The sequence below is a fragment of the Paenibacillus segetis genome (assembly GCF_014639155.1).
Classification (GTDB): domain Bacteria; phylum Bacillota; class Bacilli; order Paenibacillales; family Paenibacillaceae; genus Fontibacillus; species Fontibacillus segetis.
The window spans coordinates 327,213-345,524 of sequence record NZ_BMFT01000001.1; the positions used below are offsets into that span (position 1 = coordinate 327,213).

Here is an 18,312-nt window from a genome sequence, read left to right on the forward strand (position 1 = left end):
TAATTTGCTGAAAGGAGAATTGGTATGCCTACACCCATGGAAATAAAAAGTATGGCAAGGAAAGTTTCAGAGATGAAAGTGAGTTTCAGTACTGAAATTAGCCGCTGCCATGGCCAAGTAGACAACTCAAGTACATGGTGGCAAGGCGACGCAGGTAAAAGTTTTCGAAGTGGGTATGTGGGATTACGGACAGAAACTAAATCGTTAATTAATAAGATGGATAAACTTTATTCTCTTACACAAAGTTTATCTGATAAGGTCCAACAAGCAGATGACGTGAGAAAGGCAGAGGCTGCCGCAGCAGCAAGGGCAGCAGCAGAGCAACAAAGATTGTCGAATTCAATCAAATAATAGACATTCGATCAGAATGAGAGTCTATGAAAGGAGGTGAAACAATCATGGCTGATCAACAAAAATTTGATTTTAACCAAGCCGAGCAATTGAAAACGAAGCTGCAGTCTGAGATTAGTAAAATTGAAGCAGATCTTAAGCGGATGACAGCTCAAGTTGAAGGCGTTAAGTCTTGGTGGTCCGGCGGTTCGGAAGAGGCATTCATAGGTAATTTCACAACTACCAAAAATCAAGTAGTTTCGAGTTTGAACAAATGGATCGAAGACTACAAAATACTTATTGGGCAAATCGCTGATATTAAGAGAGATAGCGATGCTGATCTTGCGAGCAAGTTAAGAATCTAATGTAACAAGATTAGACGTGGTGACAGCCTGAAGTTGTCACCACGTACTATATTCGTCCCATAACAAACGAATCATTTGACATAAGAAAATTTGCTAACCCAATAACGGAGCAGCTTAATACATAAACAGAACAATACTTTTTTGAAAAATAACCAAGGAGATGACTAATAATGAAACGAAAGAAAACAGGAATTATTCTAATGGTTTTTATTTTAATTATGACCATTCTACCAACACTATCATCCGCGGCAGCTAAGCTATCACTTAGAGTGGAACTTAACGGAGAGAGAATTATTTTTCCAGATGCACAGCCCTATGTAGATAAGAATAATAGAGTACAAGTCCCGGTGAGATTTGTAAGTGAGGCGTTAGGAGCCAAGGTAGGCTGGACAAGTAAGACACAGACAGTAAGCATCCAACTGGAAGACACAAGTGTTAATCTTGTTATAGATAAAAAGACGTATACCGTAAATGGAACAAGCAAACAAATGGATACCGCAGCACTAAGAAAATCGAATAGAACCTTTGTACCGCTTCGGTTTGTAAGTGAAGCACTCGGAGCCAATGTGAAGTGGGATTCACAAAATTATACCGTTTCGATAACAACAGGGGATGGTGTTACAGCTTCGAACGGAGAATCAAATAATTCCAGTTCCAGTATTACCCCAGGAAGTCCGAATTTTGATTGGGATGCTTGGGAGGCATCAAGGTCAGTTGAAGGTAAGACTGAGAAGAAAACAACTGAGGGATTTAGCTATTATTCAGTATATAAGTCAGGATTAGGTGTAAGTGCTGGTAGTTATAAGAAGGGAGATGGGAATACAGTCACTCTACTTCACATCATTTTTCAAATGGGTGTAGTTGGTGGAGATAATCTCGATGCAAAGTTTAAGGACGCAGAAGAGGTTTTACGTCAAAAAGTTGATGGGAATGTTGTAGATTCTATAATTAAGTATGCAAAACAAAAGAAAGATCGCGAGGATGAACTGGCAGAAAAAGTTTTTAAAGATGATACATATGAAATAGTTGTGGTATCTGGATACATGTCAGGGATCAATATAGATATTTATTATAAGTAGGTGAAATATGAGAAGAAGGATAGCGTTATTTGTTATAGTTCTAATATTATGTAACCTAATGCCTCGAGCTACAGTGTATTCATTAACTGATAAAGAGAAGATTGATTTTAATGAACTTACACCTGAACGAGTACGGGAAATAGCAAATCAAGATATGAAGGAACTGTATGGTCTAGATAATTATTATCCTAGTTCAACAAAATATGGTCCATATAATGTAGGGCTTGTCCAACAACAAATAGATCAGGCTATTAAAGAACCAGATAAGTTTACAGGTTTTAGTATGGTGTATGGGAAAAGTCACGGCACTGAAATTACTTATAAAGGGAAACAAATTGCTAGATATTCAGGCTATAACAAATATGGAGACTCAGTATCTACAGATGGTTTTCCTTGGGATGCGGGGTGGAGCGGACGACAACTCCATAATTTATCAATGGTAAAACTTCCTTGGGATAATAAAAAGGTGATTAGTGGGCCATTTGACCTTTTTCCTGAAAATTTCATTAATCCAATCCCAGACAAATTAAAAGAATACCTACCAGGTGGTAATTTCGAACAATTAATCATACAGGCCCTTAACGATGAATATGCAGGAAAGTCCTACAATGAGGCAAACAATTTTATGTACAACGGAAAAAATTCAGAATATGAAGGTAGATCAGTATATACAAAAGATGCCGCTCCCCAGGGGGGATGGTCTCGGTACGTGCATATTATTCAACCGCCTACGTATCTGTCTCAAGGGTTTGGAAGAGTATACATGAGCTCCACTTACAAGGATATTCCAATTGCTCCATTTATCAAAAGCAAGGGTGCTGATATATCCGCAGAGTTCGAGGACCTTCCGACAGGTGCTGCGACTGGAGAAGAAACTACAGTATCGATCATCGTAAGGTCTAATTTTCCTAAAGACGAAGACACTAGTTACACTTTGTTGATTACTCGCAAAAGCGATGGCACAGCTTTGACTGCAACGAAGGATAATCTGGAATTTGGTGGTGCTATAGCCAGTACCGGAGATCATGGCAAAATTACCGCAAGAAATAAGTCTTTTAGGAGATTGTCGGCTACTTTTACGATGCCAGAGAGTGATGTAAGAATTCAATTTAAAATTAATGAGGATGGAAAAGCGCCCAAAGAGGATAATTTAGATAATAATGTGCTCGATTCGGATCCTATAGCGATTAAATTAGTGACACCAGAAACGTTACCTTACGATATGTTATCTAAAAAGTTCAAAGTAGTATTGCCTAGTAGTACGGTAACATTAAGTTTACCTAATCTGCCATCCGCGAGTTGGACAGGAAATGCAACAGGATCTTTGGGGGTATACAATCGAACTGAAGACTTACTTAGAGACTTCTTAGTTGCTAATAACCCGCCGATTAATGAGGCAAGTGAGACGATAACACGTACCCCAGAAGTTTATTTTACGATCAAAAGACCAGATTTCCGGGATGCCAGAACGAACGATGACCCATTGAATAGAAAATATGTTAATCTAACAGACCCAGGTACGCCATTAAAACGAACAGGAGAAATCTATTACAATGGATCAGTAAGTAGACCTTATCAATATGAATATTCGTGGGAGTCTTGTACTAAGAATGAAAAGGGAGAAGATGTATGTACGACTAAATATGAAACTAGGACAGGGGTTGTAACTAAGAATTTTGACCCGAATTCCGTATTTAATCCCTATGATATGTATGTGTACAATGGTCGAGTTGAAGTCCCCAAACGAACATATAAGAATGAAATTGAAGGCAATAACAACTACACGCTAGGGAAGAAACTGTTCTGGACAAATGAACCTTATTACTTTGACGTCATCCGATGGATGCATCATCAGGATGTAGAAGGAAATAAGTATGACTGGACGAAGGTCCCAGGGCAATATAAGCGAGAGTTTATCCAACAAGCAAGTGGAGATGTGAACTATATTGTTACAAGCTCCTTGGATGAGGAGTATAGCCAGTCAAGAGACGCAGCAGCCAACAAGACAAACAAAAAATCACTCTACGATAAGGCTGTATTTGCAACAGATAAGGAACTTCAAAAATACGATTATCCAGTAAAATCAGGCTACTATTTAAATCCAGTCGGCAGTTACAGTTTTACATTGGAGACCGTGGTATTCAAAGATAAGGTACCAGTAGGCGTAACGGCGGATCATAAAGATATAGTAGACTCCCTGATCGATTCCTTCCGCTATGAGACTGATTTAATGTATATCAACGATGCTAAAGAAGCGGTGAATATTCGTGACGTTGTATTGAATAAAAAAGGCGGAGGCTTTGAACGAAACACAGGCGTGTTGTCAGTTAAAGATAGTACAGGGGTTAACGGTGTTGAATTAATCAAAGTATGGGATCAGAAAGATGAACCGTCTCGATATACTAAATTAGTGGAAGAGATTAAGTCCACAGATAAACGTGGTGGAGATTCACATAAATTCTGGAAGATGATTCTAGAAGGATATAGTGAATCTTATACGGCAGGCAGTAACTCGAACTATGCCTATCGTGAATATGTGATGGCGGGTCAACATATGTACAAGATCACGGAAACGACTAATGTGACGATCCAAGTTAATCCACGTAAACAAATGCTCTACACTCATGCTAATATGCCTAATGGAAAGTACAACATCAGAGTATGGTTTGATGATACCAATCTGACTAAAGGGAATCATGCTTACAAAGTACTAGATACGCTCAAAGGTGTTAAGGACCTTGATTCTATAGAAATTACCGTTGTTGGATCGATGTTTGATGACTTGAATAACTAACAATTGAATTCATAAGATGCAGACGTGGTGATAACTAAAATTGTCACCACGTTTATTTTTTAAAGAAAGGAGCCGATCGATTGAAAATCGAAGTAGATCCTTCAAAATTAGAGGAACTATCTGCAGAACTTAAGTCATTGGCAAGAACCATTGAGAATGGTGAAAAGGCGATCTATCCAGTTCTAACTCGACTTATTGGGGATACACAAAGTGAATATCCAGAATCGTATGTTCAGAGTATGGTACGAGAAATGGAAGACTGCCTTAAGGAGATTCATTCGCTAGCGGAGTCCGTGAGCATCGGATTCGGCAAAAAAGCGAGTACTTTAAACGAGGCAGCAGAGTATTACCGAGGGGATGAGAATGAGGCAAAGAAACTGGCACAGGTAAAAGCACTCCCGTCCTCGTTTTATAATCAAGGAGTTTATCTTTATGGAGAAGAGTTGACTACCTATTTACAAGATAGATTATTTGAAGATCCTACTGTTCAGAAGCTGCATTTACAGGCGAAGGATGGCACGGAAGAAGAGCAACTAGAAGCCAAAGACAAATTGGATGCAATATTTAGGGCGAGGGATACGATTGCTCGTGCACAAGTTGCTTATTCCGTATATAAGGCATTTGGGAATGTCTATTTGATGGAAAATGCCCATAAAGAAGCAATAAAACAACGGGAGATATTAAAAGGATATGGTGTGAATGAGGACCTTTACGGGCAAAAGGTTAATTTAAGTCATTTATATTCAGGCACTACGATACAGGCGTGCTCTTACGACCCCTCTTTTCAGTTGACTAAAGACGGAAAATTCGTCCAGGTTCCTATGCCAGACGATAACCAATATCAATATTTATTGGGATTGGTCGTGAAAGGAGGGACACAAGGAGCCTGGGCACATAAACAACTAGAAGAAATACATAAACTGCTTAGCGAAATTGGCCGAGCACAAGTCGCATGGAGTGAATATAAGGCAAAAGGCATGCAGAAAGAAATGGACGGAGCGCATGCGTATGCGGAGAAAGTACGAGCTGAGCTGAAAAATAAATATTCTATGTCTCCTGAAATGGTAGATGACGTAGATTATAAACATCTATGGACGGGTACGGGGTTTGCGGGGAATCAGTTGAAGAAAGTGGATAAAAATGAAACGTCCTCTGGAATTAATATCGATAGTAAGAATAAAGATTTTCAACTGGGTTTATTGTCTAGAAAGTTTGAATCCAATGGAAAACCAGGAACCATTTCAGGAGGCGGGGGCGATAGCGGTGGAGCCTCCTATGGAGCTTATCAGTTTGCTAGTAAGTTTGATATCCCTCTTGCTTTTGTAAAATGGTTAAAGAATCAGAACGAAAATTATTTCAAGAGCCTGAGCAAAGCGTATGAACAAGATGGGGATAAATATGGGGCTAATTTTAATCAAGTGTGGAGTACCATTGCTAAAGATGATCCCGAAGGTTTCTTGAAATTACAACATGATTATGTCAAGACTACTTATTATGACGTTACCGTAAAGAAGTTAAAGGATTCAATTGGCTTTGATGTTAGTCTACATAGCGATACTTTGAAAGACGTGATCTGGTCGAGGTCTGTCCACCACGGAGCTGGGGGTGCAGCCAATATGATCCAAGAAGCGTTTAAAAGTTTAGATTATAAACATGCTACAGAAGAACAATTAATACGTGCGATTTACAAAGAAAGTGGAAAAGTAATAGATAGCGGAACGAAGAGTATTACGGAAAAGAACTTAAATAAACCATCAAATAATAGCAGCATAAAAGTTGCCAAAGAACATGGAATTTACGGTAAATATTTAAAATATTTCAGTAAAAATTCTACGGAAGTCCAAGTTAGCGTTTGGACAAGAATCAATATTAATGAATTGAATGATGCTTTGGCTTTATTAAAAAAAGAAGAGGAATCAAATACTAAAAAAAATCAGCAAACGCAGGTCCCTACGAATCCTAAATCAACAAATTTGGGATCCTATAAATCGGTGGCAAGCGTTGGTATTTCTAAATGGACAACGGTACCCAACCTAGAGTCGATGCCTATTTTTTCACAAGATAGATATTTAGATGGGACCAAGCCTAGTTGGTATGATGAAAAGCTTGGAAATAGCAAAGATACCAAAATATATGAAGCAGGTTGTACATTGACTGCAATAGCAATGGTTGAGTCATGGAAGAGAGGAGAAGTAATTAATCCATCCCAATTAAATAAAGAACTTAAAGATAAGAAAGTATTTTCCGGAGCTAGTCTAATGATGGAGTCGATTCCAAATATAGAATTTGATCGGCACATGGGGAATGAAGCATTGTTTAAGGAGACAACGAATTCATTTAAGAGTGTAGAAATATTATATAACTATGCTAAAAAGTCCATAGACAGCGGAAATCCCGTGCTTATTGACATTACTGAAACCAAATATCAACTGGATGCACCATCCAGGCATTGGGTACTAGCCGTGGGATACGATGAAGGCACTAAAGATATGTTAATTATCAATCCTGCAGGCGGTGAAGTCGTATCTTTAAAAAGCTTATTTGAGAATGGCTCCGCTAAAAGAAATAAATATAAAGGTTGGGTGGTGGCAGATTATAATGAACTTTACAACAAGAGGTAAAAAAAATCTACTGTTACTTATATTGACATTTACGCTAGTCTTAACAAGTTGCTCGGACAAAAAGGCAGATAACAATCACGATAATGTTACAAAAAATAATTATACAGAACCAATAAATAATTCGGAACCAGACGAACCTGAGCATGAAGAAAATAGCGAATTTGCAAATGTGGCTAAGGCATGCTTTAGAGCTCTTGATGCAGAAGTAGCCAAGGAGCCGGCCCCATATTTTCCTTATATCGCATTACAAGCATCTGATGTAGAGGGTTTAGCGAATGAAGTCAAAGCTCCTTATGAATACACTCTCTATCGATATTGGACAAAAGAACGATTGGATAAAGATTTTGATAAGCTAGCAGCGTTTAGAACCAACCCTATTTGGCTTTCAGACACAGCCGATCTTGCAGCGATTGTTCCTGTTTTTTCTGATGAAAGCAGGCGTCTCTTTTACAAAGAGTCAGGTCTTATCGATAATCGGGTGGAATTAACGATTTGGGATGAAGACAGTTATTATTCCACTAGAGACTCCTTTCTAGCAAGACTTAAATCAGAACCTGATGGAGGAGGTGGGGGACCAGCTCCTTCGGATACTATTGTCAACGCATGTAAGCCATTGGTTGAGTTGGTGGACTCTGATCCAACGAAGTTATATTTAACTCCTATTGAAAGTGAAGACGAAGCTGATATGGAGTGGTCAGAGAATATTTATCCATTCAGAAATTTAATAAGTTTATTCAGTGGTTATAAGGATGAATATCTGTATTTGCACGATGCTTATGTTCTCTCTTATCATACTAACCATTCGAAATTAATGAATCTTGCAGCGCATGTATACAGTAAGGAGGCTAGAGTAACTCGTGTATGGATGGAAGTTAATGGCGAGGAAATTGAATTAAGAAGGTCAGAGAATCCTGATGCTAACTCGATGAATACAGGAGAATGGACGCTATATGATGCAGATGTCACCTCAGATTTATTTAGTCAAAGTGAAGAATTAGCCCAGGTGTATGTCGAATTGGATAACGGAAGTATTAAGAAGCTAAATAATATGTGAACAATCAAACTTATTAGATTTGAGAAACGTTAAGTTTGCACTAGATTGGCTCGAAAAGGAGGGGAGATACAAATGAAGTGTACAACATATACCTTAGTATTGTTTATATTCGTCATATTATTGGTTTCTTGCGGACCTACTGAGAAAAAATCCGGGGAGGTAAATCAATCAATGAATTTACAGTATGGAGGCAATATGGAGACATCTGAACCTAACGTTCAAATAAACTCAAATAACTTGAACGAAAATGAAGTAAATTTAGACGAGGTAGGGCAGGAGGGGACGGAGAATGTAGATCCTAACCTAAGCGAAGATGAAAGTGATGTAGCTTTGGGAGCAACCCATGCCGATAGCTATGAGCCTGAGATGCTGCTCCGAGCCTATGAAGAAGCTATTGCAGATGCGATTAATAATAATGATTTTTCCAAAGTGGAAAAGTACTTGATCAAGGATAGTAAAATATATCAAGAGCAGAAGCTATATATTTCTAATCAGCATGCAGAAGGAGTAACGTATTCTCTGATCTCGTATGATATAGAAAATATCGAAGAGGATTCTTCTAATAGTGATGAGTATAAATTATATGTTAAAGAGACAATAGGTCTTAATGAATCGAATGAAAACAAAAATACGGAAACAACAGAGTATTGGATGTATACAATCATTTCAAATGAAACAGAACTTGGAATAAGTAATAAAGAGATTTGGGAACATCATAATTAGTAGAAGACTGAATAACCTCTCCATTACATCTATGCCTAATCTAGAGTTTGACAAACTAGTTTAGGTTGTAACGGAAGAGGTATTTTTTTTTTTTACAATAATCGGTTGTAATACTCTAATGTGGTAGAGATTAACGGGGAAATAGATTAAAATATTTGGTAAATAAAACAATATTTTAAGTGTATATATAAAATTAACAATGGAGGGATATTTCTGTATTCGACTAGTGAAATCAACAGCACGGCGAGAAGATTATATAATGAACAATCCGAATTAATAAAGACAGAGAATCGCGTTAAAGCTGAATTGAGTCAAGTCACGTCTTGGTGGAAAGGCAATGCAGCTAAGGCTTTTATTGATAATTATCATAATCAGACAAGTACAGAGATGAACCGATTGTATACAGAGATTCGTGATTTGAAATCGAGCTTGGAAGGGCTGACCAGAGAAGTACAGCTTGCAGATGAGCAAAGACGGTTGGAAGCGCAGCGGCAGGCTCTCCTCCTTCAACAACAACAGCAGCAGAATAAGGGGAAAAAGTAGGGTGAACATTTTAAACGGAAGAGAGGTTATGATCATTTAGTAAATATAAGGAGTGTTGCAGACGTGTTAACAGATAAGGAATTGTTGTTATTGTGTGAGTTGGCCAATGCAATAATCTCTTCGGAGATCAAGATCAGTGGCAAGACGATGTTTGAATGTCTAAGGGTGTTAAGTGACAACTCAAATGAGGATGAAATAGTTGAAGAGATCATTTCATGTCCAAGCCTGATGCATTTACATATACAAGATTTTTTGGTGCAAGACAGTATTAGTCTTATTTTGTTTACAGATGTGAACGGGAACAATTATGGCGTTGTTATCCATCAGAATAATGAATTGGATCATATACATATGCTTAATGAGTTGAATGAAGCTATACGAAGAATTGAACAAATCAGAGGTGCTGGAAAGTGTACACTAATCGGTTCAAAGTTAGGTGGATTACGAGCAGTAAGTATGGCGGAACAGCTTCAAGTTGAGGCTGTTGTATTTGGTGCGCCAAGTGAAGAGGTACTTCAGGGTAAGGCTAAGAATTTCGTTGCTGAGAATGATCCTGTTGGACCTTATGTAGAAAAGGTCATTTTTGTGAAGCAAAAATCAACCTGGGAAGATAATGAAGAAGCTTATTATAAATCCCTTGTATTTGATGAGCAAGGGCAAGCTGTGGTTACTGAGCAAAGCGACTATTCTAAATTTGTTAGTTGGTTCTATCATACGGCAAGTGTAATACATGAAGAGATATGGAAAATCTTTTTCAGAAAAACAGAGCAAGAGCAACAATTAATGATGGAGAAAGAGTTGTATTCTATATATTCAAGGGTCGATGAATTGAACTACGAAGGAATGAATTGTTCTATTGAACATGTAATAAAATACACCGAGAATGAACTCAATAAGAATAGAAATATGCTGAGAGTAGAGTTGAAAAAAATAAAAACAACAGATTTAGAGCAACAAATTGGTGAACTTGCAGATAAACTGGCAACTCAGGCGATTGACATAGTAAATACTACATATCGAAGCGTGGAAACGATTTTCATGGGGGTGAGCCTATTTAACATGGACCATTTGAGTCATCAAATCGATCCTCTCATGGAGAAATTCAACACCCTTTTAAATTTACTACTAAAGAAAGAACTGGAGCAACTAACAGATGCCTTGGAAGATGAGGTGCAGAGCTACCTTGATGAGATGCTTAAATTTCCTGATCTTGTTATTGATTTGTAAGTAAGGATAGCAATGAATACTTCAAGAAAGGTGGAAATTAATTGAAGGGGATAGCTAAGCGAGTCCTATTAGTTGGACTAATGATAATGATTTCATCAGGAGTTAGTGGTTGCATGAAGAAGAAGGCAGACCCGGAAGCGATTAAGAATGAAATGATGACCTATTTGGAAGCGAAGTATGGTGAGGAGTTTGTGCCCATGTCTTTGAGTTTGAGTAATTTTGCAAATAGTTATGACAGCTTGCGAGCATATCCGAAGAATGGGAATAAGGGGGATTCATTTGAAGTATGGGGAACGAGAATGGAAGATGGCTCATATAGCATGAGCGATGGATATTTTGGAATATATATAAAGCCGAAATATGAGGCAGTATTATCGGGGGTTGTAAGGGATATTTACAAGGAATTCAAATTGTTTACGGATTTTGGTGAGGGGATATTACCTGATCGGTTAAATAAGGATACTAAGATTGAGGAGATTTACAATAAGGATGAGCATTTTAGGTCAAATACAATTCTATTTGTGAAACAAGAGTCCGCAAAAGGTATTGATGATGAGGTAAGTTTACGCACGATAGCAGAAAAAATGCTTGAGAAAAAAATGGTTGGAGATATAGATTTATATGTTGTAATAGATGATAAATATGATTCTATTGGATTGGAAGCATTAAATGTAATACCTTCAAAGGAGAAAGATTACTTTTTACATGATCAAACGTCAATAACGGTTAGTATTGACCTGACAATCAAAAAATACTGAGAGGGGTAGGGACAGATGGCTGAATTAAGCGAAAGTCAATTATTATTATTAGACAATCTGATCTACCTCAAGGAAGTCGCCAATAAACGTAATAGTACTGTGAGTGCTGTTGTAAAAAAACTCTTAGATGAAAAGGACCTCGACAAAAGTATAAACAAAAAAAAGATAGGCACTGAAGACGAATATCCTTGCAAAATGTCTAGGGACGAATGGGTAGCTATCTTAGAAACTATAAAGAAGGATCCACAGTTAATGGATTTGACAATTAAAAATGGCCTAACTGGTGTCATGTATGATAAAAACGATCAGGTTATCATGGACAAAGATAGCAAGCAACCACTTGAGGTAGGGATGCGGGTAGCCACATTTGTTGATCCACAAGGTGAGGCAACAGTCGTGTTCCGAGGAACGGGTGGTACAACAAGAATATATCAGTTTGAGCCTTGAATATAAAATGTTATATCCAAGGTTGAGGTTGATATCGAAAAAGGAACTAGAACTTTTTCAATAGATGTGTGAGTCGTGTGGATTTGAAACTAACGAATACTTCAAGAAAGGTGGGAATTAATTGAGGGATATAGCAAAACGAGTTTTACTAATTGGACTAACGATAATGATTTCATTAGGAGTGAGTGCTTGCATGAAGAAGAAAGCAGATCCGGAAGCAATTAAGAATGAAATGATGACTTATCTGGAAGAGAAGTATGGCGAGGAGTTTGTACCCATGTCTTTGAGTCTGAGTAATTTTGCAGATAGCTATGATAGCTTGTGGGCTTATCCGAAGAATGGAACAAAAAGGGATTCATTTGAAGTATGGGGAACGAGAATGGAAGATGGCTCCTACAGCATGAGTGATGGATATTTTGGAATATATATAAAACCGAAATATGAGGAAGTATTGTCAGGGTTTGTGGGGGATGTGTACAAGGAATTTAAATTGTTTACGGATTTTGGTGAGGGGATATTACCTGATCGGTTAAATAAGGAAACTAAGATTGAGGAGATTTATAGTAAAGACGAGGTGTTTTCATCGGACACGGTTATTTTTGTGAAACAAGAATCCGTAGCAGGAGTCGATGTGGAAGCCAGTCTGCGAGAAATAGCTGAAAGAATGCGTAAAAACAAGATGGTAGTATTAGTACGACTGTATGTTGTGCATAATGAGAAATTTCAATCCATAGGGCCGGGAATGCAAAATTTAAGTGCCTTACGTGAGAGTGGATATTTCGTGGGTGATTATAAATCAGTTATGGTTACTTCTGATTTAAAAATTAGACAAAATGGAAAGGAGGTAAAGACAGATGGCTGAATTAAGCGAAAGTCAGTTGTTATTACTGGATAATCTAATCTATCTCAAAGATGTTGCTAATAAAAACGATATGAAAGTAAGAGAAATAGTAGAATCCCTTTTACATCAGGATGGTCTGGACAAAAGTCGAAACGAAAAAAAGATAGGCACTGAAGACGAATATCCCTGCAAAATGAAAAGAGAAGAATGGATAGCTATCTTACAAGCTATAGAAAAAGATTCACAGTTAATGGATTTGACAATAACTAATGGCCAAACTGGTGTAATGTATGATAAAAACGGTCAGGTAATTATTGACAAAGATAGCAAGCAACCACTTGAGGTAGGGATGCGGGTAGCCACATTTGTTGATCCACAAGGTGAGGCAACAGTCGTGTTCCGAGGAACGGGTGGTGATTACGAATGGTATGATAACGGGCAGGGGGGATACTTATCAGAAACAGATCAGCAACTCGCTGCACTTAAATATGTCGATGGTCTGGAATACGATAATATCACGGTTACAGGGCACTCCAAAGGAGGCAACAAGACGCAATTCGTAACAATACTATCGGATAAAGTTAAACGGGGGATATCTTTTGACGGGCAAGGTTTCTCTGAGGAATTTCTTGAGAAATACAAGGATCAAATCAAAGCGAATGCTCATAAGATTACTTCGATCTCAGCGAAGGATGACTTTGTGAATTGCCTATTAAATCCAATTGCAAATACGGATAAGATCAAGTACATCAATACGGATGAGCAGGAGAAGTTTATATATAATCACAAACCTAATATTATGTTGAATGAGAGTGGACAGCTCCGAGGCGTAGCTACACAAGGTGTGCTAGGCAAACTTATTAATGATTTTACGATTTATATTAATGCAAATATGATTGAGCCTCATCGAAGTTATGCGATTGATGGATTGTTAGCACTCATGGAGAATGGAGATGAAGGTTTTGAACCGACAAGCAAGTTCCAGACGATTACTGGGGGAATAGCCATAGCAGAGTATTTAGATGATTACGTTATTCAGAAAGCTGCAGATGGGACTGTAGACTTTGCTGAATTAATTGCAACAGGGTGGTTAGCTACTCGATTCCCTCAGTACTTCATGGATGACTTTCAGCATTCAATTGAGGCTAACGTGAGTAACTTTAATTTCATGGTGGAACTATTTCGGGTTACCAGAAATTTCATAGCACCTATATTGGATGCGCAAGTGCAAGCAATCAGAGAAACGTTCAGGGATCTAAGTGAAAAACTCGTTAATTTCGTCAAGAATGCTGTGAAGAGCGCCTGGAATAGTGTAGTAGATTGGTTCAAGAAGGCGGGTTCAGCCATCAAGAACACATGGAATACCGTTGTAGATAAAGCGAAAAAAGGTATAAGTAACCTTGTTAATAATGCGAAGGAAGAAATAACGAAGAAATATTTAATCTTTACAGCTAGCGTTTCTTTTATTACTGGATTACCGAAGGCAATAGTTGACCAGACTTCAAAGAAGAATAACGCCAAGGATAATTTTGTTAAAAATGTTAGTGGAGGATACGTGAAATACAACGCCACCAAGTTAGCGATGGACTTTACTAGGATGAGTGATTTGCAGGCCAAATTTAGAAATGCGGAACTTCAATTTGAGTCTACGGTCCGTCAAATCATTAGCGAAGTGACGAGTGTAACGTCTAGTGTGAGTCGATCCTATAGTGAGTCGAACGTGCAAAGGCAAATTCAGACCATACAGCGAGCTTGTGATAGGGTCACTAGGCAACAAGTCCGAGTAATGGATGAATTGAAAAGAAAGATACAGTCATTAACCTATGCCCAAGAACAATACATAAAGATCGAGGAGATTTCGAGTGGTGTTTGTAGGAGGTAAATGCAGTGTTAGAACCGGATATAAATTCCTTTAACACCAACAGCCTGCCAAAATTCTCTGAATTCTAGAGATTCGGCAGGCTATATTCAGTATTTTAGTCAACGATTAGTTCTATCTATGGTGAATCAAACCTTCGATAAAGGCTTTCATCTGCTGGTTGGATTCATTGAGCTGTTCGATAATGCTCATAAAGTCGGTAACTAAGACGGCCTGCTCTTGGGAAGATAGGACGATTTGTGAGAAGTCGGATTCCAGCTGCTGAATGGACTTCTGAACACTAGATAATGTTGTGGAGATATTGTTGGTTGCTTCCTTAGTGCTAACAGATAGCTTTCTTACCTCTTTGGCAACAACGCCAAATCCGGCTCCCGCTTCACCAACTCTAGCTGCTTCAATTGCAGCATTTAGTCCAAGCAGGTTCGTCTGATTAGAAATTTCTTGAATAAATCGAATTGTGCCATTGATCTCCGAGGAATTCTCAACTGCATACTTCGTATTCGTCATAATCTGTTCGCTGGTTGCAGACAGTTCCTCTGAATGCGCTGCCACCGTTTGAACCATATCCACTAGTCGTCCTGTAATACTGTTGAGTTTCTCCATGTTCGCTTCAAGGTGTTGCTGAGTTTCAGTAGACTGTGCCGTAGCAAAAGCCCCAATAATAACTCCATTCTCATCTTTAATTGGAATGGCGATAGCACTGATAGGAAATCCATAGATACTGGCTGGAAGTTGGGTAGAAGAGAACGTTCCATTTAGAGCGGTTCGAAGATTCTTATCATCTGCAGGGATGGGATCCCCAGGTCGAAGTCCAAAATCTATTTTTGCCGAAGGCTCATAGAATAGAAATTGCTCACGGTCCGTGACACCAATCATAATGTCTGCTCTAATCATCTGCTTAATATAAGGGACAGCTGCTATAAGGATATCTATATTATTCATGTTCTACCGCCTATCTCAAATTTTAAATTAATTAATTATACTTTGCGCAGGCAAGCTTTGACAATGTACGAATTTGGAAAATTGAAGTAATTTTGCGACTGATATATATTCTAGAAAATTATGAAAAATATAGAAAATATGTTGATAAATTTATTTCGAATGAATAAAATGAAGTAAGTAGCCGTTCACCAAATGGCCACATTTATAACACTCCCTCGGTGGGGCACCCTCCAAGTGTTATTGAAGACAAGTAACCCACTTAGCGATTGAGTTCTGATCCTTGGTGTAGGTTGCTTTTTTTGATTCAGTGGCAATGGTGTCATGAAGATAAGGGAGGGAGGGGGACAATCGGCACATCAGACACAATGATTAGATAGGCTACATTCATTTGGACTTCGGATTAGCGTGCTGCGCAACGTCCCTTACTTCATCGCCGATTTCTTCTAATATTCGAATCTCTTCCGTTAAGCTGTGTAAGGAAGATTCCATTTTATCGAGCTTAGCTCCCACAGTTTGCAGAACATATTTGATCAGGATAAAGCATAACGTGACGGGAAATCCCACATTCGTTACTAATGATACCATATCTGTGACCTGCATGATCGCTTCCTCCTTTCCCCTAAATTCCCTTCACACTATAGAGCAAATATTCATACGATTTTACAACCAATTATTTGAGAATAAATGTTATAATTACTAAAAATAAACAAATTATGGGTAGTAAACTATGATTGTAAATTTCCCTATATATAGAAGATGAAAAAGAAAGGGGGAGGTAGTGTTGAAGGATCAGCAGACCGTATTTGAGGAGTATAGACGAGAAGTGTACCGGATTGCTTGGCGGATTCAGTACAAGGCTAAAGTTGTAAGGAAGCGGGAATGTTCTTTTAACGGATTCGAACCGGCCACAACCAGTTTCACCTCAACTTCTGATAACAAAGTCGTCGTAAGACAGCTCATTAATGCTCTACCATCCGACACGGGAAAGACCGTCATCTTCAAGCTGTATATCCAAGATAAGACAGAAGGTGAAGTGGCTCGGGAGTTAAATATGAGTCAGCAAGGGGTGAGCAAATGGAAGCGAAAAATGATCCGGGAGTTATCTCGGATGATGAGTTCCTAAACTTACTTCATAAAGCTAAGGACAATGATGCAGAATCTACATTGAAGTTAATTGAGCTGTTCAAATCGGACATCCTGCGAACTAGCAAGTACATTTACATGCCGGAGGAAGACGCCGTTTCTAATATTATTGTAGAGTTTCTGGAAATGATTAAGGAGCGAAAAGATTAGAATAACCCTCTGAAGGTCAGAGGGCTTTTCTATGTGTAATTATTGATATTTGATCACAATGGCGTTACTGATCTTGCGTCCTGGTGTCGTAATGTATTTGCCATTATAGTAGAGTCCACTAGAGGCACCGCCATCAAGATTCATCGCCTGATAAGCACCTGCCTGTTTCATGATCTCCGCTAACTGCGGAATCGTTGCTCCACCCGTAGTAATCAGGATTAGCTTATGATCACGCGTAATACCAAGCGCACTTCGAGCCCCACCACCCGTTAATATTTTCGGGTCCTTAAAACCTTCCTTCACAACATCAATCGTCACTTTACCATTGGTTAGTAGACGAGGTCCAGCTTGAAGGCCACCCTCGATTGTGCCGAGTTTGAAGCGGTCCAGGAAATCCATGCCTGGGATCAGCTCGACCAGATGATTCTTGTCATAGGTGAAGACAGTACGGCGGTCGCCGCCACTTTGCTTCAGGATCTCATTTCCACTAATAATGTAGCCGTAAGGCGCTTTGTAATCTCCTGTTGTGTATGCATCAAAGAAAGTACCATTAATAGCAACAGCCGCGTTATTACGTTTGGCCAAGCTACTGAGTTCCTCCACTTTGCCTATGGTATTGCCCGCAAGTACAACATCCATATCAATCTTAGGGTGCAGCAACGAGATCGTCACCATTTGCACGGTAAAAGATTTTTTCCCCACCTTAAAGGTTTTCTTCTCGCTCACGATCGGCTTGCTGTTGTTAACATTTCCATTCTTATCTCGGGTAAGAAAAGGTAAGGAGGCGGCCGAAACATCGTCTTGATTAAGCTTGACGGAGGATAGCTCCTTATCCCAAGTTACCTGCATGTTCAACGCCTTACTAACGACTTGAAGTGGTACATACGTAACCCCATTATCATTAAAAGGTGCACCCGTTAATTGGACAGGTTCTTCATTTAATGTTCCCGTTGTTTTGCCAACGAATAAGGTGAGTTTAGTTTGTTCCTTGACGATATCAATGCGCTGATCTGCAGCGGTCCAGGTTACCGTCGTTCCGTTATAGCCATTTAGGAACCGAATAGGTACAAAAGACTCATTACTCTTTGCATCGACAATGACAAAATTCTTGGCAGGAGCTGCCCCAAACGCGGTAGGTACAAGACAAACAAAAGCTAAAACTACAAGCAAGATGACTTTTTTCATAGGACAGAATACCCCTCTTCTCTAATCTGGTTGTTCTATATAGTTATATCGGATGAATAGTTCCAATTATTAGGGGGATAAGAGACGTAGTTTGGGGTTATTTCCCTCATTATCTATTTTTTACTTAAAAAAAGGAAAGATCATAATAGGTGTCGAAGATAAACATAGAGTAATGCAAAAATAATAAAAGTTAGGAGTTTTGCACTAAAAAATTTCCGTACAATAGAACTT

General features: G+C 38.7%; 18 protein-coding genes. 15 read left to right on the plus strand and 3 right to left on the minus strand.

What is annotated here, in order from left to right:
- Positions 1 to 36 precede the first annotated feature (36 nt).
- From IEW05_RS01355 to IEW05_RS01415, 13 genes are all read left to right on the plus strand, one after another.
- Entirely contained in the window at positions 37 to 351 is a 315-nt protein-coding gene (locus IEW05_RS01355) for a WXG100 family type VII secretion target (RefSeq protein ID WP_268238743.1), read from the plus strand.
- Between the two features lie 47 nt (positions 352 to 398).
- Complete coding sequence (locus IEW05_RS01360; protein WP_188535076.1) at positions 399 to 695, plus strand: WXG100 family type VII secretion target; 297 nt, start codon at positions 399 to 401, stop codon at positions 693 to 695.
- A 170-nt stretch (positions 696 to 865) separates the two neighbouring features.
- Positions 866 to 1,774 (plus strand): copper amine oxidase N-terminal domain-containing protein, encoded by a 909-nt coding sequence (locus tag IEW05_RS01365; RefSeq protein WP_188535078.1) that lies wholly within the window; start codon positions 866 to 868, stop codon positions 1,772 to 1,774.
- Between the two features lie 58 nt (positions 1,775 to 1,832).
- Positions 1,833 to 4,568: a hypothetical protein gene (locus IEW05_RS01370; RefSeq protein ID WP_194434081.1), complete on the plus strand. Its 2,736-nt coding sequence runs from the start codon at positions 1,833 to 1,835 to the stop codon at positions 4,566 to 4,568.
- Between the two features lie 80 nt (positions 4,569 to 4,648).
- A complete protein-coding gene (locus IEW05_RS01375) occupies positions 4,649 to 7,189 on the plus strand; it encodes a VgrG-related protein (RefSeq protein ID WP_188535082.1) in 2,541 nt (846 codons plus the stop codon).
- Positions 7,167 to 8,243 carry a hypothetical protein gene (locus tag IEW05_RS01380; protein WP_188535084.1) on the plus strand — a complete coding sequence of 359 codons (1,077 nt, stop codon included), beginning with the start codon at positions 7,167 to 7,169 and terminating at the stop codon, positions 8,241 to 8,243. Before IEW05_RS01375 ends, IEW05_RS01380 begins: the two co-directional genes overlap by 23 nt.
- Positions 8,244 to 8,414: 171 nt before the next feature.
- Entirely contained in the window at positions 8,415 to 8,966 is a 552-nt protein-coding gene (locus IEW05_RS01385) for a TcaA NTF2-like domain-containing protein (protein ID WP_188535086.1), read from the plus strand.
- 213 nt (positions 8,967 to 9,179) lie between these two features.
- The gene (locus tag IEW05_RS01390; protein WP_373285813.1) at positions 9,180 to 9,509 is read left to right on the plus strand and encodes a WXG100 family type VII secretion target; all 330 of its coding nucleotides are present in this window, start codon (positions 9,180 to 9,182) and stop codon (positions 9,507 to 9,509) included.
- A gap of 63 nt (positions 9,510 to 9,572) precedes the next feature.
- On the plus strand, positions 9,573 to 10,736 hold the full coding sequence (locus IEW05_RS01395; protein ID WP_188535088.1) for a hypothetical protein: 1,164 nt from the start codon (positions 9,573 to 9,575) through the stop codon (positions 10,734 to 10,736).
- A gap of 113 nt (positions 10,737 to 10,849) precedes the next feature.
- Positions 10,850 to 11,494: a hypothetical protein gene (locus IEW05_RS01400; RefSeq protein WP_188535090.1), complete on the plus strand. Its 645-nt coding sequence runs from the start codon at positions 10,850 to 10,852 to the stop codon at positions 11,492 to 11,494.
- A 15-nt stretch (positions 11,495 to 11,509) separates the two neighbouring features.
- Positions 11,510 to 11,941, plus strand: coding sequence for a hypothetical protein (locus IEW05_RS01405; RefSeq protein WP_188535092.1), 432 nt, complete (start codon positions 11,510 to 11,512; stop codon positions 11,939 to 11,941).
- Positions 11,942 to 12,134: 193 nt separating this feature from the next.
- On the plus strand, positions 12,135 to 12,803 hold the full coding sequence (locus tag IEW05_RS01410; protein WP_188535095.1) for a hypothetical protein: 669 nt from the start codon (positions 12,135 to 12,137) through the stop codon (positions 12,801 to 12,803).
- Positions 12,796 to 14,664 carry an Mbeg1-like protein gene (locus IEW05_RS01415; RefSeq protein WP_188535097.1) on the plus strand — a complete coding sequence of 623 codons (1,869 nt, stop codon included), beginning with the start codon at positions 12,796 to 12,798 and terminating at the stop codon, positions 14,662 to 14,664. Before IEW05_RS01410 ends, IEW05_RS01415 begins: the two co-directional genes overlap by 8 nt.
- 111 nt (positions 14,665 to 14,775) lie before the next feature.
- On the opposite strand, the gene IEW05_RS01420 is transcribed toward IEW05_RS01415, so the two are convergent.
- Both IEW05_RS01420 and IEW05_RS01425 read right to left on the minus strand, forming a co-directional pair.
- Positions 14,776 to 15,603, minus strand: a complete 828-nt coding sequence (locus IEW05_RS01420; protein WP_188535098.1) for a methyl-accepting chemotaxis protein — start codon at positions 15,601 to 15,603, stop codon at positions 14,776 to 14,778.
- Between the two features lie 384 nt (positions 15,604 to 15,987).
- Complete coding sequence (locus IEW05_RS01425; RefSeq protein ID WP_188535100.1) at positions 15,988 to 16,203, minus strand: hypothetical protein; 216 nt, start codon at positions 16,201 to 16,203, stop codon at positions 15,988 to 15,990.
- Between the two features lie 181 nt (positions 16,204 to 16,384).
- On the opposite strand from IEW05_RS01425, the gene IEW05_RS01430 reads away from it, so the two are divergent.
- Both IEW05_RS01430 and IEW05_RS01435 read left to right on the plus strand, forming a co-directional pair.
- Positions 16,385 to 16,726 (plus strand): sigma-70 RNA polymerase sigma factor region 4 domain-containing protein, encoded by a 342-nt coding sequence (locus IEW05_RS01430; protein ID WP_188535102.1) that lies wholly within the window; start codon positions 16,385 to 16,387, stop codon positions 16,724 to 16,726.
- Positions 16,678 to 16,896, plus strand: a complete 219-nt coding sequence (locus tag IEW05_RS01435; protein ID WP_188535104.1) for a hypothetical protein — start codon at positions 16,678 to 16,680, stop codon at positions 16,894 to 16,896. The genes IEW05_RS01430 and IEW05_RS01435 overlap by 49 nt, the downstream gene beginning before the upstream one ends.
- A 39-nt stretch (positions 16,897 to 16,935) precedes the next feature.
- On the opposite strand, the gene IEW05_RS01440 is transcribed toward IEW05_RS01435, so the two are convergent.
- On the minus strand, positions 16,936 to 18,081 hold the full coding sequence (locus IEW05_RS01440) for a phosphodiester glycosidase family protein (RefSeq protein WP_188535106.1): 1,146 nt from the start codon (positions 18,079 to 18,081) through the stop codon (positions 16,936 to 16,938).
- Between the last annotated feature and the right edge of the window lie 231 nt (positions 18,082 to 18,312).